16 protein-coding genes are annotated in these 15,379 nt (G+C 44.4%); 8 read left to right on the top strand and 8 right to left on the bottom strand.

Annotated elements, in window-relative coordinates; genetic code table 11:
- Positions 1 to 22: 22 nt before the first annotated feature.
- From folK to B3182_RS06675, 6 genes are all read left to right on the top strand, one after another.
- On the top strand, positions 23 to 511 hold the full coding sequence (folK, locus tag B3182_RS06700) for a 2-amino-4-hydroxy-6-hydroxymethyldihydropteridine diphosphokinase (RefSeq protein ID WP_292357680.1): 489 nt from the start codon (positions 23 to 25) through the stop codon (positions 509 to 511).
- Complete coding sequence (locus B3182_RS06695) at positions 508 to 1,167, top strand: deoxynucleoside kinase (RefSeq protein WP_292357678.1); 660 nt, start codon at positions 508 to 510, stop codon at positions 1,165 to 1,167. The genes folK and B3182_RS06695 overlap by 4 nt, the downstream gene beginning before the upstream one ends.
- On the top strand, positions 1,164 to 1,958 hold the full coding sequence (panB, locus tag B3182_RS06690; RefSeq protein WP_292357676.1) for a 3-methyl-2-oxobutanoate hydroxymethyltransferase: 795 nt from the start codon (positions 1,164 to 1,166) through the stop codon (positions 1,956 to 1,958). Before B3182_RS06695 ends, panB begins: the two co-directional genes overlap by 4 nt.
- Positions 1,958 to 2,812 carry a pantoate--beta-alanine ligase gene (panC, locus tag B3182_RS06685; RefSeq protein WP_292357674.1) on the top strand — a complete coding sequence of 285 codons (855 nt, stop codon included), beginning with the start codon at positions 1,958 to 1,960 and terminating at the stop codon, positions 2,810 to 2,812. Before panB ends, panC begins: the two co-directional genes overlap by 1 nt.
- Positions 2,813 to 2,863: 51 nt before the next feature.
- Positions 2,864 to 3,244 (top strand): aspartate 1-decarboxylase, encoded by a 381-nt coding sequence (gene panD, locus B3182_RS06680; RefSeq protein ID WP_292357672.1) that lies wholly within the window; start codon positions 2,864 to 2,866, stop codon positions 3,242 to 3,244.
- 116 nt (positions 3,245 to 3,360) lie between these two features.
- The gene (locus B3182_RS06675; protein ID WP_292357670.1) at positions 3,361 to 5,076 is read left to right on the top strand and encodes a lysophospholipid acyltransferase family protein; all 1,716 of its coding nucleotides are present in this window, start codon (positions 3,361 to 3,363) and stop codon (positions 5,074 to 5,076) included.
- 2 nt (positions 5,077 to 5,078) lie between these two features.
- Here B3182_RS06675 and B3182_RS06670 read toward each other — a convergent pair whose 3' ends face one another.
- Both B3182_RS06670 and B3182_RS06665 read right to left on the bottom strand, forming a co-directional pair.
- Positions 5,079 to 5,537, bottom strand: a complete 459-nt coding sequence (locus B3182_RS06670; RefSeq protein WP_292357668.1) for a YchJ family protein — start codon at positions 5,535 to 5,537, stop codon at positions 5,079 to 5,081.
- Positions 5,537 to 6,316, bottom strand: coding sequence for an SDR family oxidoreductase (locus B3182_RS06665; RefSeq protein WP_292357666.1), 780 nt, complete (start codon positions 6,314 to 6,316; stop codon positions 5,537 to 5,539). Before B3182_RS06665 ends, B3182_RS06670 begins: the two co-directional genes overlap by 1 nt.
- A gap of 129 nt (positions 6,317 to 6,445) precedes the next feature.
- Here B3182_RS06665 and B3182_RS06660 point away from each other — a divergent pair, with 129 nt between their 5' ends.
- Positions 6,446 to 9,178 carry a cation-transporting P-type ATPase gene (locus B3182_RS06660; RefSeq protein ID WP_292752067.1) on the top strand — a complete coding sequence of 911 codons (2,733 nt, stop codon included), beginning with the start codon at positions 6,446 to 6,448 and terminating at the stop codon, positions 9,176 to 9,178.
- 36 nt (positions 9,179 to 9,214) lie between these two features.
- Here B3182_RS06660 and B3182_RS06655 read toward each other — a convergent pair whose 3' ends face one another.
- Both B3182_RS06655 and B3182_RS06650 read right to left on the bottom strand, forming a co-directional pair.
- Positions 9,215 to 10,783 (bottom strand): hypothetical protein, encoded by a 1,569-nt coding sequence (locus B3182_RS06655; protein WP_292411224.1) that lies wholly within the window; start codon positions 10,781 to 10,783, stop codon positions 9,215 to 9,217.
- Between the two features lie 12 nt (positions 10,784 to 10,795).
- Positions 10,796 to 11,476, bottom strand: a complete 681-nt coding sequence (locus tag B3182_RS06650; RefSeq protein WP_292357660.1) for a tellurite resistance TerB family protein — start codon at positions 11,474 to 11,476, stop codon at positions 10,796 to 10,798.
- A gap of 108 nt (positions 11,477 to 11,584) precedes the next feature.
- Here B3182_RS06650 and B3182_RS06645 point away from each other — a divergent pair, with 108 nt between their 5' ends.
- Positions 11,585 to 12,109: a retropepsin-like aspartic protease family protein gene (locus tag B3182_RS06645; protein ID WP_292357658.1), complete on the top strand. Its 525-nt coding sequence runs from the start codon at positions 11,585 to 11,587 to the stop codon at positions 12,107 to 12,109.
- On the opposite strand, the gene B3182_RS06640 is transcribed toward B3182_RS06645, so the two are convergent.
- The 4 genes from B3182_RS06640 to B3182_RS06625 form a co-directional block, all read right to left on the bottom strand.
- Entirely contained in the window at positions 12,095 to 12,811 is a 717-nt protein-coding gene (locus B3182_RS06640) for an ElyC/SanA/YdcF family protein (RefSeq protein WP_292357656.1), read from the bottom strand. The genes B3182_RS06645 and B3182_RS06640 overlap by 15 nt on opposite strands.
- A 51-nt stretch (positions 12,812 to 12,862) precedes the next feature.
- Positions 12,863 to 13,564 (bottom strand): lytic transglycosylase domain-containing protein, encoded by a 702-nt coding sequence (locus tag B3182_RS06635; protein WP_292357654.1) that lies wholly within the window; start codon positions 13,562 to 13,564, stop codon positions 12,863 to 12,865.
- Positions 13,565 to 13,569: 5 nt separating this feature from the next.
- Positions 13,570 to 14,022, bottom strand: a complete 453-nt coding sequence (locus B3182_RS06630) for a CopD family protein (protein WP_292357653.1) — start codon at positions 14,020 to 14,022, stop codon at positions 13,570 to 13,572.
- Between the two features lie 11 nt (positions 14,023 to 14,033).
- On the bottom strand, positions 14,034 to 15,379 hold a 1,346-nt coding region (locus tag B3182_RS06625), incomplete at its 5' end, for a fumarate hydratase (RefSeq protein ID WP_292752064.1).

The raw sequence follows: 15,379 nt of genomic DNA, 5'->3' as shown, positions 1-15,379 counted from the left end.
CTGCTAATAAAAAAGTTGAATAATGCTCGTTTATATTGGACTCGGCAGTAATCTGCAAAACCCACTGCAACAGATAAAAACGGCAATAAATGATGTACAGTCATTAGCCGGAGTAACCATCATCACCGTATCCTCGTTGTATCAGAGCCCGCCCATGGGGCCAGCCGATCAACCTGATTACATTAATGCGGTGATCTCACTGGAAACATCTCTCAGTCCACATCAGTTACTTGATGCTTTACAATCTGTTGAACAACTCCATGGACGCGAACGAAAGCGGCATTGGGGTGAACGGACGCTGGATTTGGATATTTTGCTCTACGGTGAGCAAATATTAGATGATGAGCGACTGAAAATACCGCACCCAGGCATGCATGAGCGGGCCTTTGTGTTATATCCATTGGCCGAAATAGCACCGGATATTGAGATTCCCGGCATAGGTGCTTTACAGCAAATATTGCTCTCCTGCCCGCAAGGTGATTTACAACTAGTGGATAAGATTAGCTTATGAAAACATTGCCACATCGCTATATTGTTGTCGAAGGTCCTATTGGTGTCGGCAAAACCCATCTGGTTAAAAGGTTGGCTGATAGCTTTTCTGGAAATACCTTGTTGGAAGCGCCGGAACAGAACCCCTTTCTGGAACGCTATTACCTGCATCCCAAACAATCCGCATTGCCAACGCAGCTGAGCTTTCTGATGCAGCGCGTTAAATTAGCCAAAACACTACAACAGGATGATTTATTTACCTCATTGCATGTTGCTGATTTCATGCTGGAAAAAGACCGTTTGTTTGCCCAAATATCGCTCGATGATGACGAACTGGCCTTATACAACATGGTTTACGATAGTTTGACCATGCACCATCGGACACCTGATTTGGTGATTTACCTGCAAGCCTCTCTGCCCATCCTGAAAACCCGGATTTCACAGCGTGGTATCAGTTATGAGCAGCATGTCGAGGATGCTTATCTGAAACGATTGGCTGATTCCTACGCTGATTTTTTCCATTATTACGATGCTTCTCCATTATTGATCGTTAATGCAGAACAAATTGATTTGGTGAAAAGTGAAGCCGATTATCAGCAATTGCTGGATCAGATCTGCACTATCCAGAGTGGTCGTCAGTATTACAATCCGTTGCCGGTGAAAGAGAAAAACTCATGAGCCGAACCAGTCTCAATCAGCTGCGTAAAATGAAAGCCGAGCGTAACAAAATTGCCGTGCTGACGGCATATGATTCAAGTTTTAGTCACGTTCTGGAACAGGCTGGAGTTGATATCGTATTGGTGGGTGACTCACTTGGAATGGTCATTCAAGGTCAGGAAAGCACCTTGCCAGTCACGGTCGAGCATATGATTTACCATACCGCCAATGTGATTCGCGGTAGTGAACGTCTGTTTGTGATCACCGATATGCCGTTCATGAGCTATGCCAATACTGATCAGGCTTTGCACAATGCAGCCCGGTTAATGGCCGAAGGCGGGGCGCAGATGGTTAAACTGGAAGGGGGAGCAGAGCTGGTTGAACTAATTTCTGCCTTAACCCGACGTGGCATTCCTGTTTGTGGTCATCTGGGATTATTACCCCAGTCAGTGCATAAGCTGGGTGGGTATCTGGTTCAGGGGAGAGAACAGTCTGCTGCGGATAAAATTCTGCAGGATGCGATTAGTTTGGAAAAAGCAGGTGCCGATATGCTGGTACTTGAGTGCGTCCCTGCGGCATTGGCGAAGATCATCAGTGAAGCGCTAACGATTCCGGTTATTGGCATTGGTGCTGGTGCTGACTGTGATGGACAGGTTTTAGTGTTACACGACATGTTAGGTATCACTCCTGGTAAACGTCCGCGTTTCAGCCATGATTTCCTGGCCGACAGTGGTCACATCCCTGCAGCAATAAGTCGTTATGTTGAAGCCGTTAAAAATGGTGAGTTTCCCACAGCTGAGCAACAGTATTAATGCAAATTGTTGAATCGATTCTGAGCCTGCGTGGTCAGATAAAGACCTGGCGTGCTGAACATCGGACTATTGCCTTTGTACCGACGATGGGAAACCTTCATGACGGGCATATCTCTCTGGTGAAAAAAGCCCAGACTCTGGCTGACAAAGTGGTGGTCAGTATCTTTGTCAATCCATTGCAGTTTGATGACAAACGGGATTTAGCCAACTATCCCCGGACGTTGCAGACAGATATTAAAAAGCTGACTCAGGTGGGCTGTAATCTGTTATTTACTCCTGATACTGAGGTGATGTATCCGCAGGGCAAGGATTTTCATACCTTTATTCATGTGCCTGGTATGGATGACAAGCTCTGTGGTCTTGAGCGACCCGGACACTTTGATGGTGTTGCCACAGTCGTTACCAAGTTCTTCAATATAGTGCAGGCCGATGTTGCGGTGTTTGGTGAAAAGGATTACCAGCAATTATTGCTGATTCGTAAACTGGTGGCTGATTTGAACTTGCCGATTAAGATCGTGGGCGCAGCTACTGTAAGAGAAGATAGTGGTCTGGCGATGAGTTCTCGTAATCAACATTTAAACGAAACGCTGAAACAGCAAGCTGCAGCGTTGTATTCAAATCTGCTTGAACTCAAACAACAGCTGGAGTCTGGCAATCAGGACTATTCGGCTTTACTGGCTCAAGCCCATACGCAATTAACTGCTTCCGGGTTTACATTGGATTATATTGATATTCGTCGGGCAGAAGATCTGCAATTGGCTAATCCTGCAGTGGATAAAGAGTTGCGGTTGCTGGCGGCGGGACGTGTGGGCAGTGTAAGATTGATTGACAATATTGCTTGTAACCTTGCTTGAGCTTTCTTAAAAAGCGATAATATACGGCTTACTAACGGAATTTTGCCAGCTATGCATCTGACACTGTTAAAAGCTAAATTACATCGTGCCTGTGTAACCCATTCTGAACTGGAATATGAGGGTTCATGCGCGATTGATGGCAAATTACTCGAAGCCGCCGGCATTCACGAGTATGAACAAATTCATATTTACAACGTCGCTAATGGCGAACGTTTCGTGACGTATGCAATTCGAGCTGAAGACGGTTCTAATATCATCTCAGTTAACGGTGCTGCGGCACATAAAGCCTCTCCGGGCGATCGCATTATTATCTGTGCATATACTGCTATGAATGCAGAAGAAGTAAAAAGCTTTAAACCGACGTTGGTATATCTGAATGAAAATAATGATATTACCCATATGCGTCATGCTATTCCTGTCCAAGCGGCCTGATTAAACCCCTTAGATATAACGGTTTGCGAGACTGTCACTGAACAGTCATCAAACCGTTATTTTTTTGTCATATGTGTTCTCTAGACTTTGCATCATGAAGTTACCAGAGAAACCGTATGCTCAATATTGAACAAGCTGTTCAACAAAAATTCCCCAATTTTCAAAATCAAAAACCTTGGGTCAGAATTCCGACGTTAGGCTTTCTCCGAAAAATCACTCATGAACAGGAAGTTAATCGTTTCCTGGAACAGCATAAGCAGCTTGAAGGCTTTGATTTCATTGATGAGGTCCTGGATTACTTCAACTTCAGCTATAGCATTACGCATCGTCATCGTAACAATATTCCGGCTACAGGTCGTGTTGTCATTGTCGCCAATCATCCATTAGGTGCGTTAGATGGGCTATGTTTATTAAAACTGGTGGGTGAAGTCAGGCGTGATGTGAAAATTGTTGCCAATGACATGCTGTTGAATTTTTCAGCATTAAGTTCGTTGTTTCTGCCCGTAGATAATCTCTCCAAATCTACCCGTAAAAGTAGTATTGCCAGGATTGTTGAGTGTCTGAACAATGATGAGGCTGTGATTGTGTTTCCTGCCGGTGAAGTATCACGTATCCGGCCAGGTGGTGTTCGTGATGGTAAATGGAACAGTGGGTTTTTAAATTTTGCCAAAAAAACGCAATCGCCCATTTTGCCGATATATGTTGAAGCCAGAAACTCTTCGCTGTTTTATAGCGCCTCGATGGTTTATAAACCATTGTCAGGCATGATGCTGGCGCATGAAATGTTCAATAAAAACTCCAAAACTATCTCGATGCGGGTAGGGGAGTCTATTGCTTATCAACAGGTTGAACAATTGCCGTTGATAAAGGCCGAAAAAGCCAAGTTATTAAGGCGCCACTTATATCGACTGGCCAAAGGAAAAAAACCGCTGTTTGTCACTGAGCAGACGATTGCCCATCCGCAGGAACGTCGGGCAATCAAAAAAGAATTGCAGCAGGCTGAATTATTGGGCGAAACGGCCGACAATAAAAAAATATATCTGTTTGACTATCAATCAAATTCAGCTGTTATGCAGGAGATTGGTCGTTTACGGGAAATCACTTTCAGACAGGTTGGCGAGGGAACAGGTAAAAGACGTGATTTAGATCATTATGATCGTGATTACCGACACTTAATTCTCTGGGATGAGCAGGAACTGGAGATAGCCGGTGCTTATCGAATTGGCGAAGTCGCTCGTATTATGAATGCAGGTCGTGATATCTATACCAGTGAATTGTTTCAGTTTACTGCGGCAATGCAGCAATATTTCCCGGTAAGTATTGAATTGGGTCGCAGCTTTGTCAGCCCCAAATACTGGGGTAAGCGCAGCCTGGATTATTTATGGTATGGCATCGGTGCCTACCTAAAACGTTATCCAGAAGTACGGTATCTATTTGGTCCTGTCAGTTTGAGTAATACCTATCCTGATTTTGCCAAGGCGTTGATTGTCAGTTTTTATCAAAAGCATTTTGCCGATGCAGAAAATCTGGCGAAGGGCAGAGTCCCCTATATATTTGATAATGAAATCAAGCAAAGGGTTAATTCAACGTTAGTGAATCATGATGCTGACAATGACTTTACGGCGGTACGCGAGCAACTGGCGCATATGAATGTAACGGTGCCGACACTCTATAAACAATACGCCGATATTTGTGAGCCAAGTGGTGTGCGGTTTATCGATTTTAATATTGATGCCAATTTCGGTAACTGTATCGATGGACTGGTGATGGTCGATCTGCAGCAATTAAAACCAGCTAAACGCAAACGTTATTTAGGTGAAAAAAATACCTAACATCACCCGTGGCAGCGTTTAAGTTTTTTTCCACTGCCACAAATGCATTTATCATTCCGGCCAAGTTTGATGGGAGGCAGAAATTCACCATCAAGATAAAACCATAGGCCATCCTGTCGACAAAACCGTGATCTTTCATGTAATTGCCCCATCGGATTATCCAGATAAAAGGCAATAAATTCGACCTCAGCTTCATCGCCGTCTTGTGAATGTTCGATAATAGTTAAACCCAGCCATTGTGTTGTTTGCATCGTTTGCTGCAAGCTGTTGGTGTCGTCTGGCTGTCGTTGAGATGGATGCAAGGTAGTCTGCAAATAATTGCTCTGTTGCATTACAAACGCACTATAACGCGAACGCATTAACTGTTCAGCCGTGACTGCAGTCTGTTTACCCTGATGTAATAAACCACAACAATCTTGATACGTTTTCCCACTAAGGCAAGGACAGTCTTGGTCACTCATTAAAATACAATCTTCATTAAGTCAGGATGTTGAAAGGTATAGTTAAGTTTTGTTTTAATTTTTTGATTACTGATTATTTTGTATTTAACTTCTGTTTCAGTGTCAAACTCGGGAGCGGGTAGCCCCATCAACTTTCTCGCATAACTATAAAATTCACGTTTGCTGGGATGGGTGTCAGCACAACCGTTAAAGGTTTCTCCCCAGGCTTGCTGTTGCAAAATGGCATCAATAATACCGAGGCAATCATCAAGGTGAATCAGATTCACCGGAGCATCTGCTTGAGGCACACGACGACCATTTCGGAAAAACCTGCCTGGATGACGGCGTTTATCAATCAAACCACTGAAACGTAAGATGGTTGTTTGGAAATGATTGCTGGTTTGAAACTGCTGTTCTATTTCCCACAAGATGCTGTCGTGGTCTTCAGCATGTTCATCCTCATTCACTTCACGATTGAGACTTTGATAAACCGAGGTGGAACTGATAAACAATATCTTTTGAATCGGTGATTTCTCGATTTGCTGAATAAGATTGGTAAAACCAGTTTGATTTTTAGAGGTAATATTTATAATCAGAATTTCGCTATGCAAAAATTCTTGGATATCGGATATCTGGTCAATATCAACATAAAATGCGCTGGCACCAGCTGTAGCAATTTCAGAGAATCTTTCACGATGACGAGTCGATGTTTTTACATGAAAGCCTTGTTTATATAGTTGAGTTGCCAGTGGTAAGCCCAGCCAGCCGCTCCCTAAAATACTGATAGTGTTAATGCTCATTTCCTTCTAGACAAAGACATAATTTGTCTATTGTGCAGCTTGATGTAGATCAAAACAAACCACTTCGTTACATAGGCCTAACCTATAAACACGTTATGCTAAGGTTATGATCGTTACCAGGAGTTACTGATGAAACAGCATATGCAGACTCAACCATTCGAACAATCCTGGCATCACCTTAGTTCAAAGGAAAGTTTGTCACTACTCGAGAGTGACAAGCATGGATTGGATTCCGAAACTGTTGAACAACGTTTGCAGCAATTTGGTGAAAATCATTTGCCTCGGGTTAAAGGGCGTTCAGCAATAGCCAGGTTATTTGCTCAGCTGCACAATTTGATCATTTATGTGTTGTTAGCTGCAGCGTTGCTTACCGCTTTGCTGGGGCATTGGATAGATTTCTGGGTAATTCTTGCGGTTGTCATATTAAACACGCTAATTGGCTTTATTCAGGAGGGAAAAGCCGAAAAAGCGCTTGATGCTATTAAAGATATGCTGGCGCCTCATGCAACAGTAATCCGTAGTGGGCATCGTCTGCAGATTGAAGCCGATCAGTTGGTTCCCGGTGATGTAGTGGTGTTGGAACCCGGTGATAAAGTGCCAGCAGATTTACGTGTTTTCAGCGCAAAAGGCTTACAAATTCAGGAAGCGGTATTAACCGGCGAATCGGTTGCTGTTGAAAAACACAGTGAGCCGGTAGCGGCAGATGCTGTGTTAGGTGATCGATTGTGTATGGCGTATTCCGGCACCTTGGTCACATCCGGTCAGGGACATGGCGTTGTGGTTGCGACCGGAGCACATACCGAGATTGGTCGAATCAGTGGCATGATTTCCGATATCGAAAATCTCACTACCCCGTTACTACAGCAAATTTCAGTGTTCTCTCGCTGGCTGACCCTGGTCATTATGGTGATTGCCGGATTGGTATTCAGCTTTGGTTACTGGTTGAATCAGACCCCGCCTATTGAGATGTTTATGATTGTGGTTGGTGTGGCCGTAGCGGGTATTCCTGAAGGTTTACCGGCTATTCTGACCATCACGCTGGCGATTGGTGTGCAACGCATGGCCAGTCGTAATGCCATTATTCGACGGCTTCCAGCAGTAGAAACTCTGGGCGCGGTATCCATTATCTGCTCTGATAAAACCGGTACCTTAACCCGCAATGAAATGACGGTTTCCACTGTGATGAGCTCGGTAAATAACTATAGCGTCAGTGGTGTGGGTTATTCTCCAGCGGGTGAGTTTACTATTGATGAGCAGGCCATTGAAACCGAACAGGACGAAATTTTAACGTTGCTTTTACGCTGTGCCGCTATTTGCAATGATTCGGCATTAAAGCGACGTGGTGATGATTGGCTGGCCGAAGGCGATCCGATGGAAGCAGCGATGCTTAGCGCCGCATTAAAGGCAGATTTTACACTGGAGGAGCTGAAACAATTTTACCCAAGACGTGATGTTATCCCGTTTGATACCGCACATCGTTTTATGGCCACCCTGCATCATGATCACCAAGGCCATGACTTTATTGCTGTAAAAGGTGCACCGGAAAAACTCATCGAGCTTTGCCAATTTCAGCGAACAGAACTAGGAGATGTGGAAGTTGATCAGACTTATTGGCATGCACAGATTGAAAAAATTGCAGCAGAAGGCCAGCGAGTGCTGGCCGTGGCCACTAAAACGGTGGAGCAACATACAGGGGAATTGCAGTTTAAAGATTTAGACCAGGGATTGGTGTTACTGGGCTTGATCGGGCTGATTGACCCACCCCGTGAAGAGGCCATTACTGCTGTCAGTGATTGTCATAAAGCCGGTATTCAGGTCAAAATGATTACCGGTGATCATGCCGCAACAGCCAGTGCGATTGCAGCAAAACTGGGTTTGCATCATACGAAAACAGTGTTGACCGGGCACGATCTCACACAACTCAGTGACGCAGAGTTGCAACATGCTGTTCACCAAACTGATGTTTTTGCCCGTACAGCACCGGAGCATAAATTAAGGCTGGTCAGAGCTTTACAGGCCAATGGTCATGTTGTTGCGATGACGGGGGATGGGGTAAATGATGCCCCGGCATTGAAACGAGCAGATGTAGGGATAGCAATGGGACAAGGGGGGACTGAGGCAGCCAAGGAAGCGGCAGAAATGGTGTTAGCCGATGATAACTTTGCTTCGATTGCCAAAGCTGTTAGAGAAGGACGTACGGTATATGACAACTTGAAAAAAGCCATCTTATTTTTACTGCCCATCAATGGAGGTGAATCATTAAGTATTATTGCGGCAGTAATGGCGGGCATGACCTTACCGATCACTCCTTTACAGATATTGTGGATCAATATGGTCAGTTCAATTGCTTTGGCGTTATCTCTGGCATTTGAACCGGGTGAAGAGAATGCCATGAAGTGTAAACCAAGACAACGAGATGAAAAAATGCTCTCCGGGTTTCTGGTCTGGCGTATCAGCTTTGTGTCATTACTGTTTGTTATTGGGGTTTATGGCATGTTTTTATGGACCCAGTCTCAGGGGGCTTCAATTGAACAATCCCGGACATATGCCGTGAATACTCTGGTGGTGATGGAAGTATTTTACCTGTTCAATGTGCGTTGTTTAAACAGTGCATCGTGGTCAATTAAACGGTGGTTCACCTCATCTATAGTGTTTATTTCAATCGGAATGGTCATTTTATTGCAGCTGATTTTTACCTACGCGCCATTTATGAACACATTATTTGAATCAACACCAATTGGATTACGCCATGGTACCGAGATCATTGCGGTGGGTATTGTTATGTATTTGATTTTAGAGCTGGAAAAATGGCTGCGTCGATTTATGAGCAACCATCATAAAGTTGAAGAAACAGTTAGTTAAAGAGAAAACTTGATTGCTCTCAATTGCCTAACGGTTTTATTTTCGTCGGGAAAAGTGTTTTATCAAACGGCGAAGCACCAAAATGATAAAACCGCTTAAACCAAATAAAATCAGTGCTATTGGCCAGGGAATAGGGTGTGGTTTTGGATTAACTGGTGGTTGCTTGTGAAAAGAAGCTGGAATATTACGTTCAGCTAACTCGATAGTAACCCACTCATCCCTATCGGCCGGTGCCGTTTCCACATATTCGCTAAAACTGTAAACCGGTGCATCACCATAGATCCGACTAGATGGTATTTGTGGTATTCGGACAAACCAGATGGCCTCAATAGAATCAGCAAGAATTTTTTCGTAGCTAGAAAGCGATCGTGTTGCTTGACCGGTTGTTAAACGTAGTAAATCTTCCCCAATAGCATCAAATGCTACGGCTGGTAACAGGCGAGTGGTTTCGGTCGTCAGATAATCATAAATCTGTCTGGCTGCATTCAGATCCATTTCAATAATAGCCGTATAAAAATAGGCACCAATCGCCTGAACATAGCCATTTATGCCACGTGTGGGGATATTCCAATTTAATGCACGCAAGCTATCGATGCTGATGCCGGTACAGTTTGCGTCTGCGTGGTTATAAATGAAATTACCCCGATAGAAATAATTCATTACCTGATTAATAGATTGTTGAAATTCTGCTGCTGGCTGATGATTTTTAAGCGTAGCTACCAGCATGTAGGACGGCCGATAATAATTTTGTCCGGCATTGAGGTCTGCCAGATAGTTGTCCATTGGAGTGACGGCAGCAATAATGCCTTTTTCACTGATGGTTTCCAGATTGTAAAAATTATTGACCAGCCAGTCAGCGTAACTGCCATTATCACCGAACTGGCCGGTCACTACTGCAAAATGCCCCGCCAGAGCTTCATGATCATCTCCCTGAGCACCATTAAGCATCAAGCCTAAAACCGGTTTACCAGCAGCCTCCATGGCAGAGCCGAGCGTTCGCTCCCATAACAGACGACTTTGATGTGGTTGTTGTACGCCGCCATCATCAGCCTGAACCAGAGCTTGCAAATCTTCATCTTCGCTGAGTGGCAATAACTGATAATTGTTAATGGCAAAATCCAGCGGCCAGACGGTGCGCGCAATAAATGCATTCCCCGTCATTTTGCCGCGTAAACGAATATCGCGTTGTTTAAAAAACTCAGTGGTATTTTTATTCCAGAATGATTGATTTTGTGGAATTTTAGCTATTGTTTCAAAATTGACTTGTGTGCCGTCATCCAGAATAAGTGATTTACCTGATTTATTGAGCCTGGCTGACTCAATTTCTGTAGGGGAAGCAATCCATATGGGGATATTGTCATTAATTTCAGCTTGTTTTTCCAGCCATTTGGGTAAGCTGACTGATGCAGAAGATGGCGTTGGTAGGGAAGCAATAATCTCCTCCTCAAAATACCATTTAGCCTGATCTGATAGATGGCAGTTTGTACAACTTCCACTGGTCAGTGGAGGTTGTACCATTTCTGCTGAAACAGGATCAAAAAATGGCGTTGACTGGGCAAAACTTGTGCCCAGCAACACAATGAACAGGGAGGGTAGAAATGACATGCGGCAAGCATATCATGTGACAGCGTTGTTTTTAGCCTGGTGGATTTCGGCTTTTAAAGCCTCATCAAGTTTAAGCTGACGTGCTAGCTCATCCAGATACACTTTTTCCATAAAGCTATCTTCATCAATCATAATCAAACTGGCCAGATACATTTCAGCGGCCATTTCCTGTGTAGATGCTAATTTGGCAATTTCAGCAGGATTAACCGGTTTTTTTAACTCAGAATCTATCCAATGTTTTAGCTCAGAATCATCTGTGATTTGCGCAACTTGCTGATCAATTAACAAACGTTCCTCATCATTAATATGCCCATCAGCTTTGGCGGCACCAATCATGGCTTGTAATATTGCCTGGCTATGCAGTTCAGCTTCTGGAGCGGGTAAGCGGTCTAAGGTTTGTGGCATGGCTTGAGGTGCGGTTTGTTGATTGTTTTGCTGCCAGCTCTGATAAGCTTTAAATGCAACGGCACCCAATGCCGCCACACCGCCATATTTCAGAACACTGCCACCCATTTTGCGAGCTTTTTTATTCCCGAGCAGAAGACCTACCGCTGTTCCCGCCAAAGCGCCCCCACCAGCCCCCGTTAAAAACTGACCAATTTTATTGTCACTGGTATTGGAACTAGTATTTTGCTTGTCGAGAAACTGCTGACCAGATTGCAGAAGTTTATCCATCAGACTGCGTGTGTTCATTTGCTAATATCTCCAGGTTTGGATGTAATTCAAGTGGCTTGCCCGCATAATGTGATTCTCTGACCGCGGTTATATTAAATTGGTTTTACCTTAACTGAATTAACTTAAATGAAAATGAATCCAGCACATCAAAAAGGCTCGTCAAAAGCATTTACCATTATTTTCTGGTTGTTATTAATGGGGTCTCTGACCTTATTTTTTAATGGCTTTATTGAACAGAAATATAATCCTAACCGCCATCTGATGGAGATGGAGGCAGGTCTGGGGACAGATGTGGTGTTATTGCGAAATCAAGCAGGACACTATGTTGCTCCAGGATTTATCAATGGGCATGAAGTGACCTTTTTGCTGGATACCGGTGCAACCAATATCAGCGTGCCGGCAGGAATTGCCAGAGAGGCGGGTCTGAAGCAGGGCCGACAGGCGATGGTCAATACGGCAAATGGCGTGGTTCCTGTGTATTCTACCGAATTAGATACCGTGCAGCTCGGCGCAATCAAATTACAGCATATTCAGGCACATATTAACCCTCATATGTCAGAAGATATTGTGTTGCTTGGTATGAGTTTTATGAAGCATCTCGAGATGACGCAGCGTGATGGTACGTTGACGCTCAGTTTACCTGGAATCTGATGTCTGGCCGCTTTTTTCAACAGCCCATTTTTCATAATGTGAACCGGGCTCACCCGGTTGAAAACAACACGCCACCCAAAAATTACCTATCAATTCAGTTATCACTGATTTTGCACCATCACTGGTCTGCCACCATTTATTGAGTGCAAAACCTTGTGGCGCCGCCGCATATATACCTATTTCGACATTGGGGAATGCCTCACGATATAAACTGCGAGTTCGTCTGGCATGTACATCACTGGTATGGACGTTTAACCCTTTTAAATCAGTCTCTTTCAACGCCAGCCAGTCTCGCACCATTACCGCACTGAGATAGGTACGTTCCTGTGCGGATTCCGGCGCAGGAATCATAATCAGTTTTTCAGCATCCAGACCATGCTGCACCATAAATGCACCCGCCTGTTCAGCATAGGAAGCATGGGCCGGGCTTAAGAAACGGACATTCGGGCCGCCTGTGGTGATCATATATTGATACTGTTCAGCATTAAATATCGCCAGGGCTGCCAGCAAACTGTCTTCATCCTGCCAGCCTTCCACTACCAGATATGTTCGATCCGCGACTGGATCGGTAGGGGCAAGGATAACGGCCAGTTGCCTTAATAGAAGCAAACTACAAAGGGTTAGCAGTAATAAAATTATTAAGCCACCCCAAATTGTTGGAAACCACAACTGGCGTTTTCTAAATAAGCTGAATTTAGACAAAAAGCTATCCCTGATTATAAAACAATTATGGTTAAGTCAGAATGGCCTGGCTCAGCCTTCCTGTCCATAACGCTGATGCAAGATGCCAACGCGCTCAACATATACTTCTGTCTCGGCATAGGGGGGGATGCCCTTGTAACGTTTGACCGCGCCTGGACCGGCATTGTATGCGGCCGTTGCGAGTTTGATATTCCCATCGAAAGTGTGTAACAAACCGGCCAGATATTTCACGCCACCTTCAATATTCTGTTGCACATCAAATGCATTGGTGACCCCCAGATCTTTAGCAGTACCAGGCATCAGTTGCATCAAACCTTGTGCACCTTTTTTAGATAAAGCTTTGGCATTAAAAGCCGATTCGGCATGAATAACGGCACGGACCAGAGCGGCATCAATTTTATATTTTTTGGCCATGGTTCTGACCGTGTCAGCATAATCGTCGGTATTCAGACTGATGGTATGCCAATTTATCTTTGAAGTGGGATTACAGGCATAACATTCATAAGCCAGAACCTCAAAGTCACCGTTTAACGGTTTCTTATCAGAAAAACTGAAACTTTCCCCATCATTGGAAAGTGATTTATAAATGATGGTTTTATTGCTGTGAATAGATGTGGGCTTACGAACATCGATATCAGCATTACTAAATTCCACCACACCGTCACTGTTTCGGACCTGTTTAATATCATTTGCCAGCACTTCTCCCGTCAATACGAGTGAAAGCAGTGAAATATAAAAAGGTTTAAGCGTCATGGATACTAAAAATAACGGCCAGCTGAGCCAATGACAATAACTATTAAGCCAAGAATGAGATTTGCTCGTACAAATTTGCGAATTTTATCCAGTTCATTAGCCGAGGCGATCCAGTCATGTTCTGCTACAGCCCATTTGAGTTTGCGGTAAGGGTTAAAAAATACATGCATAAACAATAGCATCATGAAAATTCCCAGTAGCAACATGATGTGCACATGAATACCGACGGCTCCCATACCGCCCAGCATAAACAGCATGCCGAAGCCGGTAATCAATATCGTGATCACTGACGCCCACACCCATGGAAAAAATCGTTTAAAAACACTTGCCCAAAGCGGAAAGCGCTGTTCGGGTTCAAGTAAGGTCCCAGCAACGGGGCGTAAAAACATAAAAGCGAAAAATAATCCGCCCACCCAGATAACCGAAGCCAGTAAATGTAAACTTATTGTAATGCCCATAATAATTCTCTCTAAGTTGTTATCGTTTTAATGGGAATACCAGCAATTTTCTGCCGCCATTCCTGAGGACCCGTTTGATGTACCGAGCTTCCGCGACTATCAACTGCTACAGTGACGGGCATATTTTCTACATAGAATTCACGAATTGCTTCCATGCCTAATTCTTCAAAAGCTATCAAGCGTGAAGATTTAATTGCTTTTGATACCAGATAAGCAGCGCCACCCACCGCGATCAAATAGGTCGATTGATACTTTTTGATTAAATCGACGGTTTGTTCACCGCGTTCGGCCTTGCCTATCATGCCTAACAGACCTGTTTTCGCCAGCATGGTTTCAGTAAATTTATCCATTCGGGTTGCCGTGGTGGGACCTGCTGGACCGACAATTTCATTTTTAACCGGATCCACCGGACCGACGTAGTATATAAAGCGATTATGAAAATCCAGCCCTTCGGGTAACGGCTTACCACTATCCAGCAAATCAGCAATCTTTTTATGCGCTGCATCCCGGCCGGTTAAAAAATGACCGGTGAGTAATAAGGTATCACCAGGTTGCCATTGTTTAATCTCATCATGCGTTATTGTGTCGAGATTGATATGCCGGGTGTTTTCCGCAGCCTGCCAAGTGATTTCTGGCCAGTCAGTTAAAGAGGGCGGGGTGAATGTTGCCGGACCAGAACCATCCAACGTGAAATGCACGTGACGGGTGGCGGCACAATTAGGAATCATGGCAACGGGAAGCGAAGCCGCATGGGTCGGATAATCCTTGATCTTGATATCCAACACCGTCGTTAGACCGCCTAAACCTTGAGCACCAATTCCCAGTTGATTCACTTTTTCGTATAACTCAACCCGCAACTTTTCAGTGGCCGTTTGTGGGCCACGTTCCAGCAAATCCTGAATATCAATATCTTCCATCAGGCTTTGTTTAGCCATCAGCATGGCTTTTTCTGCCGTTCCGCCAATGCCAATACCCAGCATGCCAGGCGGACACCAACCCGCACCCATTTTGGGAACAGTTTCCAGTACCCAATCCAACAGACTATCGCTAGGATTCAAAATGGTGAATTTGGCTTTGTTTTCGCTACCACCACCTTTGGCGGCAATATCAATTTCTATCTTGTTGCCGGGCACCAGTTCGGTGTAAATCACTGCTGGTGTGTTATCACCAGTATTTTTGCGGCTGCCAATCGGATCAGCGACGATAGAAGCACGTAATACATTATCCGGATGTTGATAAGCCTGACGTACGCCCTCATTAACCATATCTTCCAGGCTTTGCTCGGTCTGCCATTGCACTTGCATACCGACTTTGAGAAATATATTAACAATGCCGGTATCCTGACAAATCGGCCGGT

This window comes from Methylophaga sp. UBA4204, assembly GCF_002379485.1.
In the GTDB taxonomy this organism is placed as follows: Bacteria; Pseudomonadota; Gammaproteobacteria; order Nitrosococcales; family Methylophagaceae; genus Methylophaga.
The sequence above is the reverse complement of the archived record's forward strand: the minus strand, read 5'-3'. Positions and strand labels throughout refer to the sequence as shown.